The sequence below is a fragment of the Falsiroseomonas tokyonensis genome (genome assembly GCF_019024325.1).
In the GTDB taxonomy this organism is placed as follows: Bacteria; Pseudomonadota; Alphaproteobacteria; order Acetobacterales; family Acetobacteraceae; genus Falsiroseomonas; species Falsiroseomonas tokyonensis.
Genome location: NZ_JAFNJS010000002.1, coordinates 117,284 through 124,109 on the forward strand (window position 1 = coordinate 117,284; position 6,826 = coordinate 124,109).

At 71.8% G+C, this 6,826-nt stretch carries 6 protein-coding genes (1 of these 6 only partly in view); 3 read left to right on the top strand and 3 right to left on the bottom strand.

The annotated features are described in order from the left end of the window. The first annotated feature begins 1 nt into the window (after window position 1). On the top strand, window positions 2–1,132 hold the full coding sequence (gene opgC / locus J3S20_RS06680) for an OpgC domain-containing protein (protein WP_216835677.1): 1,131 nt from the start codon (window positions 2–4) through the stop codon (window positions 1,130–1,132). Window positions 1,133–1,162: 30 nt separating this feature from the next. Here the strand turns inward: opgC and J3S20_RS06685 are convergent, their stop codons facing one another. Genes J3S20_RS06685 through J3S20_RS06695 form a run of 3 tightly spaced genes read right to left on the bottom strand, consistent with a single transcriptional unit; the run spans window position 1,163 to window position 5,201 of the window. Then, complete coding sequence (locus J3S20_RS06685; protein ID WP_216835679.1) at window positions 1,163–2,941, bottom strand: adenine deaminase; 1,779 nt, start codon at window positions 2,939–2,941, stop codon at window positions 1,163–1,165. Then, the gene (locus J3S20_RS06690) at window positions 2,938–4,509 is read right to left on the bottom strand and encodes an ABC transporter substrate-binding protein (protein ID WP_246602470.1); all 1,572 of its coding nucleotides are present in this window, start codon (window positions 4,507–4,509) and stop codon (window positions 2,938–2,940) included. Before J3S20_RS06690 ends, J3S20_RS06685 begins: the two co-directional genes overlap by 4 nt. Further along, complete coding sequence (locus tag J3S20_RS06695; RefSeq protein ID WP_216835680.1) at window positions 4,506–5,201, bottom strand: phosphoribosyltransferase; 696 nt, start codon at window positions 5,199–5,201, stop codon at window positions 4,506–4,508. The genes J3S20_RS06690 and J3S20_RS06695 overlap by 4 nt, the downstream gene beginning before the upstream one ends. Before the next feature lie 75 nt (window positions 5,202–5,276). Here J3S20_RS06695 and J3S20_RS06700 point away from each other — a divergent pair, with 75 nt between their 5' ends. Together J3S20_RS06700 and J3S20_RS31370 are read left to right on the top strand one after the other, a co-directional pair. After that, window positions 5,277–5,861 carry a DinB family protein gene (locus J3S20_RS06700; RefSeq protein WP_216835681.1) on the top strand — a complete coding sequence of 195 codons (585 nt, stop codon included), beginning with the start codon at window positions 5,277–5,279 and terminating at the stop codon, window positions 5,859–5,861. Next, a protein-coding gene (locus J3S20_RS31370; protein ID WP_456305689.1) for an amidohydrolase crosses the window boundary here: on the top strand, window positions 5,833–6,826 show its 5' end (the start). Its footprint extends 1,166 nt past the window's final position; only the first 994 of its 2,160 coding nucleotides appear in the window; its start codon is at window positions 5,833–5,835; the stop codon falls past the right edge of the window. Before J3S20_RS06700 ends, J3S20_RS31370 begins: the two co-directional genes overlap by 29 nt.

Below are 6,826 nucleotides of genomic sequence, written 5' to 3' on the forward strand. Positions count from 1 at the left end.
CGTGGCCGCGCCGAAGCAGGTCGCGCTGCAGCGGCCGCCGCGGGATGTCCGCCTGGATGTGCTGCGCGGCTGGCTGCAGGTTTCTATCTTCATCGCGCATGCCTTCGGCGCGATCTGGTTCTGGGGCATCCATGCGAGCTGGGGTGTCTCCGACAGTTCCGAGCAGTTCGTGCTGCTCTCCGGCCTGGCGCTCGGTTCCGTCTTCACGCTGAAGCGCGCGCGGGACGGTTTTGGCGCCGCGCTGCGCGACCTGCTGCTGCGCATCCGCCGCCTGTATCTAACGCATGTCGTGGTCTTCGTGCTCTTCGCCGCCATGGTCTTCTGGGCGCGCATGACATCCCCCGTGCCGCCCGAGGCCGTGGGCTGGGGCTGGCTGGCGGAGGACCCGCTGCGCGCCATCGGCGGCATGCTGGTGCTGCTGTACCAGCCGGCCTTCATGGACATCCTGCCGCTGTTCGTCTTCTGCATGCTGCTGCTGGCGCCCTTCCTGTGGCTGCTGGAACGGCTGGGCGATCGGGCGCTGCTGCTGCCCTTCGCGCTGTATGCGGCGACGCAGGTCTTCGGCCTGACGCCGCCGGGGCTGGGGGGCACGGAGATCGGCTTCGATCCCTTCGCCTGGCAGCTTCTGTTCCTGCTCGGCGCCTGGCTCGGCCGTCGCGCGCTGCTCGGCGCGGCGCCGCTGCCGCGGCATCCGGCGCTGTTCGTGCTGGCGGGGGTGGTGGTGGCGGCGGGGCTCTGGGTGAAGCTCGGCCATTACGGCTGGGTGGTGCCGGCGCCGGCGCTGCTGGAGGATGCGGCGCACAAGCCGGTGCTCGGCCCGCTGCGGCTGGCCCATGCGCTGGCGCTGGCCTGGCTGGTCGCGGTGGTGGTGCCGCGCGACGCGCCCTGGATGCATGGGATGGTGCCGCGCGTGCTGGCGCTGATCGGCCAGCACAGCCTGCATGTCTTCTGCCTGGGCCTGTTCCTGTCCTGGGGTGTCGCCTCGGCACTGGCGCTGCATCCGGGCGGGGCCTGGTGGCTGGAACTTCTGCTGATCCCGGCGGGCACCGCCGCGCTGGCCGGCTTCGCCGCCATGCTGGACCGCCGGCGCCAGCCGGCGCGGCGGGCGCGGCTGGCCAACCAGCGGTGCTGAGGCGCCGCCCTTCCCGAACCGAGGCGCTGGTCAGTTCGAGCTGTGCAGCAGCGGTTCCGCCGGGTCGAAGATCTCGCCGGTGCTGCCATCGGTCAGGCCGAGATCGGTCAGATGCGGCCCGGCATTGCAGGCCAGCGAGATGCCGGTGATGCCGCGGAAGATGCGGTAGGGCGGCTGCCAGTCGCAGACGCGATCCGCCGCGGCGCGCAAGGCGGAGAAATTGCGGGCAGTGAGGGCGGGCGGCGTTTCCGCGAGCAGGCCGGCAATGGGCAGCGGCAGCACGGCGGTTGCCGCGCCGGCTTCCGCCACCGCCATGCCGCCGCCGGCCGCGATCACGGCATTCGCCGCGGCGGCCATGTTTTCCGCCGTGTCGCCCAGCACCAGCAGATTGTGGCTGTCATGCGCGATGGTGGTGGCGATGGCGCCGCGCATCGCGCCCCAGCCATCCGTCATGCAGGTTTTGGGCAGGGCCGGCGCACGGCCGTGACGGTGGATGATGGTCAGCACGGCATGGCCGGGCGGCACTTCGGCGACGCCATCGGTGACGGTGACCTCGGCCTCGCCCCAGACGGTGAAGCGGGAGCCGAGGATGCGGCGCAGCCTGGCCCGACCGTTCCGCACGCCCTTCACATGCAGGCGAAAAGCCTCCGGCGATTGCGGCGGCAGCTTCATCGTACTGGTGGGCGCATCCACGCGCCGTGCCGGCGGCGTGACCAGTGCGCCGTCGCGCGCGACGACCACGCCATCGACCAGCACGCGATCCACCGCGACGGTGGCGAGATCCGACAGCACGACGATATCGGCCCGCCGCCCCGGCGCGACCAGCCCGAGATCGTCCCGCTTCAACCCCATCGCGGCCTGCAGTGTCGCGAGCCGGATCGCCGAAATCGGCGATAGCCCGCGCGCGATGACCCGGGCCATGGTGTCGCGCAGGCCACCCTTGGCAACGAGTTCGTCCGGAAAGATGTCGTCCGTCGCCAGCACCAGGTTGGGCGGCAGCAGCGGCAGGGTGGCGAGGGCCGCGACGGCGCCGGGCAGCACCTGGTCGTGGCTGCCGCGCAGCTCCACCGTCAGCCCCGCGCGCAGTTTCTGCAGAAAATCCTCGGCGGCGGTGATCTCGTGGTCGGAGGTGACGCCGGCCGTGGCATAGGCCTGCAGGTCCGCATCCAGCAGCCCGCGCGCATGGCCATTGACGTTCTTGCCGGAGGCCATGCCGGCGCCGACGATGCCCGTCATGTGCTGCGTGCCGCGCAGCACGCCGGGCATGTCCATCACCTCCGCCACGCCGACCACTTCCGGCCAGGACAGCATTTCGGCCATCTCGGCCGCGCCGATCTCGGCGCCCGCCAGTTCCAAGCCGGGCGCGGAGGGCACGCAGGAGGGCGCCGCGACCAGCGTGCGCAAGGGCAGGTTGCGGGAGGCCTCGACCGCCCAGCGCACGCCGGGCACGCCCAGCACATTGGCCAGCTCATGCGGGTCCCAGACGCAGGTGGTGGTGCCGGCGGGGACGACGACGGCGGCGTAATCCGCCGGCGCCATGCAGCTGCTTTCGTAATGCAGGTGGCTGTCGATGAAGCCTGGCGCCAGGAAGCGCCCCGCCACATCCTCCACCCGCGCCGCATCCTCCCGCGCACCCGGCGGATGGACGGAGGCGATCAGCGGCCCGACGAGGCCCACATCCGCCGTGCGCAATTCGCCCGTCGCCACATCCACCACCGTGCCGCCCGTCAACAGCAAGTCGAAGGGCGCTACGCCGCGCGCGGCCTGGACGGCGCGGGCGCGGATCGCGGGATCGACGGGCTGGTTCACCGCGGCGCGCGCCCGGCGCTGAAGGCCAGCGTCATCTCATCCGTCCGCGCCTCATAGGTGAAGCCACGGCGCATCGCCCAGGTATTCACCTGGAAATACAGCGGGATCAGCGCCGTCTGATCGACCAGCGCCATGCGCGTCGCCTGCTGCGTCAGGGCGCGGCGGCGGTCGTCGTCGATGGTGGTGCGCGCCTGCTGGATGATGGCGTCGATCTCCGCATTGGAGAACCGCCCGCGATTGGCGGTGCCCAGGCCGAGCGTGGTGTTCCAGCTATGCACCTGCGTCTCCAGCATCCCCAGCAGTTCGGGGTTGGGCGAGAAGCCGGCGAGGTTCACGGAATAGCGCAGCGCCGCCGCCTCGCTCAGCCACATGGAGCGCGTCTTGGTCTCGACCGTCGGCGCCAGGCCGAGCCGCGTCCACATCTGGGCGATGGCCTGCACCACCTGCTCGTCATTGGTGTAGCGGTCGTTCGGGCCGTTGATCTGCACGGCGAAACCATTGGGGTAGCCGGCCTCCGTCAGCAGGCGCCGCGCCTCCGCCAGGTCGAAGGGCGGCGGCGTCATGTCGGGCGAGGTGCCGAAATAGCCGGGCGGGCCGAGGTCGCCGGCGGCCAGCGCCTGGCCCTGCATGATGCGGGTGACGATGGCGTCCCGGTTGATGGCGAGCGAGAGCGCGCGGCGCACGCGGGCATCGCGCAGCGGATTGTCGATGCGCGCGCCGTCGCGGCCACGGATGAAGGGGCTGTCCACGCGGTCGCTGTCCAGCGTCAGGAAGATCAGCCGGTTGGAGGGGCTTTCCGCCGTGGCGAAGCGCGCGGCTTCGGCCTTGAAGCGGGCGAAGTGGTCGGGGGGCACGATCTCGATCAGGTCGACATCGCCCGCCTGCAGGGCGGCGACGCGGGCGCCGGCATTGGCGATGGGGCGGAACTCCACGCGCTGGAAGGCCGGCGCGGTGCCGCCGAAGGCCGGGTTGCGCTCCATCACCACCGGGCTGCCGGGTTGCCAGGAGACATGGCGGAAGGGGCCGGTGCCGACCATGGCGCGGCCGGCATTGTAGTCCGCCGTGCTGGCGCCCTCGCCATGCTTGCGGGAGACGATCATCACCAGCGCCAGGAAGTTCGGCAGCAGCGGCGTCGGCTGGCTGGTGCGGATGCGCAGCGTGGTGGCGTCCACCGCCTCCACCCCCGTGATCGGCCGCGTCGCGTAGCGGAAGGAGGAGGGGGAGTTCGGCACGTCGCCGGCGCGGCTGATGGTGAAGGCGATGTCGTCCGCCGTCACCGGCGCGCCGTCATGGAAGCGGGCGGCGGGGTTGAGCTTCACCTCCCAGGTCAGCTCGTCGATCGGGCGCATCGATTCCGCGATGGCGGGGCGCAGGTCCTGCTTCGCGTCCTGTTCCATCAGCGGTTGGAAGACATGGCGGGCGAAGGCGATGTTGGTGATCAGGCTGGCGAAATGCGGATCCAGGCTGGTGGGGCCGGCCTCCACGCCGATGCGGATGTTGTCCTGCGCCATCACAGGCGTGGCGAACAGGGCGGCGCCCAGCAGGGCGGCGCGGAAGCTGCGGATCATGCGGCGTGGTCCTTGGCGTCGAGAGTCAGGCAGAGGTGATGCGGCGCGGTCCCTTCCTCCGGCATCCAGCCGGCGGGGGAGGGCCGAAAGATCGGCGTCGCGAAGGCGCCACGGACCGGAATGGCGGCGGGCCAGTCCGCCTGCCAGCGATGGCCCTGGATCATGGCGACCAGGAGCCCCACGGGGGCGACGCCGGCCGCTTCGAGCAGCTCCAGCCCGGCGAGCGCCGAGCTGCCGGTGGAGATCACGTCATCCACCAGCAGCACGCGGCGCCCGGCCAGCCGGTCCAGGATGCGCGGGTCCAGCCACAGCCGGCGCGGGGTGGGGGAGGTGATGGAATGGATGGGGACGGAGAGCCGTTCCTCGTACCAGCGCTTGCGGGACCAGCCGGGGGCGACCCAGTTCGCGTGGCCGAGCGCCTCCGCCACCAGCGGCGCAAAGACCTGGCCGAGGCTCGGCAGGCCCACCACGACCTCGGGCTGAAGGGGCCGCGCGACCTCCGTCATCCAGCCCGCCAGCCGACGGATCACCGGAAAGCTGGCCTGGTTGGCGATCAGCCCGGCGACCGCGAAATCCGAAAAATCACGCAGCGGAAGGTCCAGCCGCAAGCCGTCCGGCATCGCCGCCGGGTAGCGATCCTGAAACGGCGCGCGCGCGGCCGGCGGCGCGCCAAAATGCTGCCAATACGCCATCCGGGTTCCACTGGGTGTGCGGGCGGCAAAATGCCATGCTCGGCCCTTCAGCCGCAACCGGCGGAGCGCATCCGGATGATGCCGAACCTGTTCCACGCCCAGGCCAGCAACAATGCCTGGGCCAATCACCGCCTGCTGAAGGCCTGCGCGGCGCTGACGCCGGAGGAGCTGGCGGCGCCGCGCAGCGGCTTCTTTCCCAGCCTGATCGAGACGCTGAACCACATCCTGATCATCGACTGGTTCTATGTGGATGCGCTGGAGGGCGGCTGGCTCGGCCCCGCCGCCTGGGCAAACCGCGTGCCGCATCCGGACCTGCCCGGGCTTTGGGCGGCGCAGGTGGCGGTGGACCGGCGGCTGATGGCGCATTGCGCCGGGCTGGTCGAGGCGGATCTCGCCGCGATCGTGCGGGTGAACCGCGCAACGACGGTGCAGGAGGAGCGGCGGGACCGGCTGCTGCTGCACCTGTTCCAGCACCAGATCCACCATCGCGGCCAGGCGCATGCGATGCTCTCCTCCACCCGCGTGAAGCCGCCGCAGCTCGATGAATTCTACTCGGAAGGAGAGGCGCCGCTGCGCGCCGCGGATTTCGCCGAGCTCGGCCTTTCGGAGGAGGCGATCTGGGGCGCCGCCCATGCTATCCCGCCCGCCCGCACCGCCTGAGGCCACACCCTTGCCCCGCCCCGACGACTTTGCGCCGCGCCTGGCCGAGCTGACCGAATGGCGCCAGGATTTCCACCGCCATCCGGAGCTCGGCTTCGCGGAACACCGCACCGCCGCCCGGGTGGCCGCGCTGCTGCGCGGCTGGGGCATCCCTGTGACGGAGGGGCTGGCCGGCACCGGCGTGGTGGGGACCATCCAGGGCCGCCCGGGGAACCGCGCCATCGCGCTGCGCGCCGATATGGACGCGCTGGCGATGACCGAGGCGACGGGCCTGCCCTATGCCAGCGAGGCGCCCGGCCGCATGCATGCCTGCGGCCATGATGGCCATACCGCGATGCTGCTCGGCGCCGCCGAATGGCTGGCGGCGAACCGGGACCGGTTTGCCGGCACGGTTCAGCTGGTGTTCCAGCCGGCCGAGGAATCGCTCGGCGGGGCACGCGTGATGGCGGAGCAGGGGCTGTTCGAGCGCTTCCCCGTGGAGGCGATCTACGGCCTGCACAACCTGCCGGGCCTGCCGATGGGCACCATTGCCGTGCCGAAGGGCGCGGTGCTCGCCAGCTCCGACACCTGGGAAGTCACCTTCACCGGCATCGGCACGCATGGCGCCAAGCCGCATCTCGGCCGCGACGCGACCCTGGCGGCGGCCGCCTTCATCCTCGGCCTGCAGGCGATCGCGGCGCGGGAGGTGGACCCGCTCGGCACCGCCGTGGTCAGCGTCGGCCATATGGCGGCCGGCGATGCGGCGGCGCCCAATGTCATCCCCGGCACCGTCTTCCTGCGCGGCACCGCGCGGGCGTTGGACGAGGCGGTGCGGACGCATCTGGAGACCCGCATCGGCGAGATCGCCCAGGCCGTGGCCCTGCAGCACCGGGTGCAGGCGGCGCCGCGCTACATCCGCCGCCTTGGCCCCACCGTGAACCACCCCGCACAGGCCGCGGTGATGGTGGCGGGCGCCCCCCGCGCCC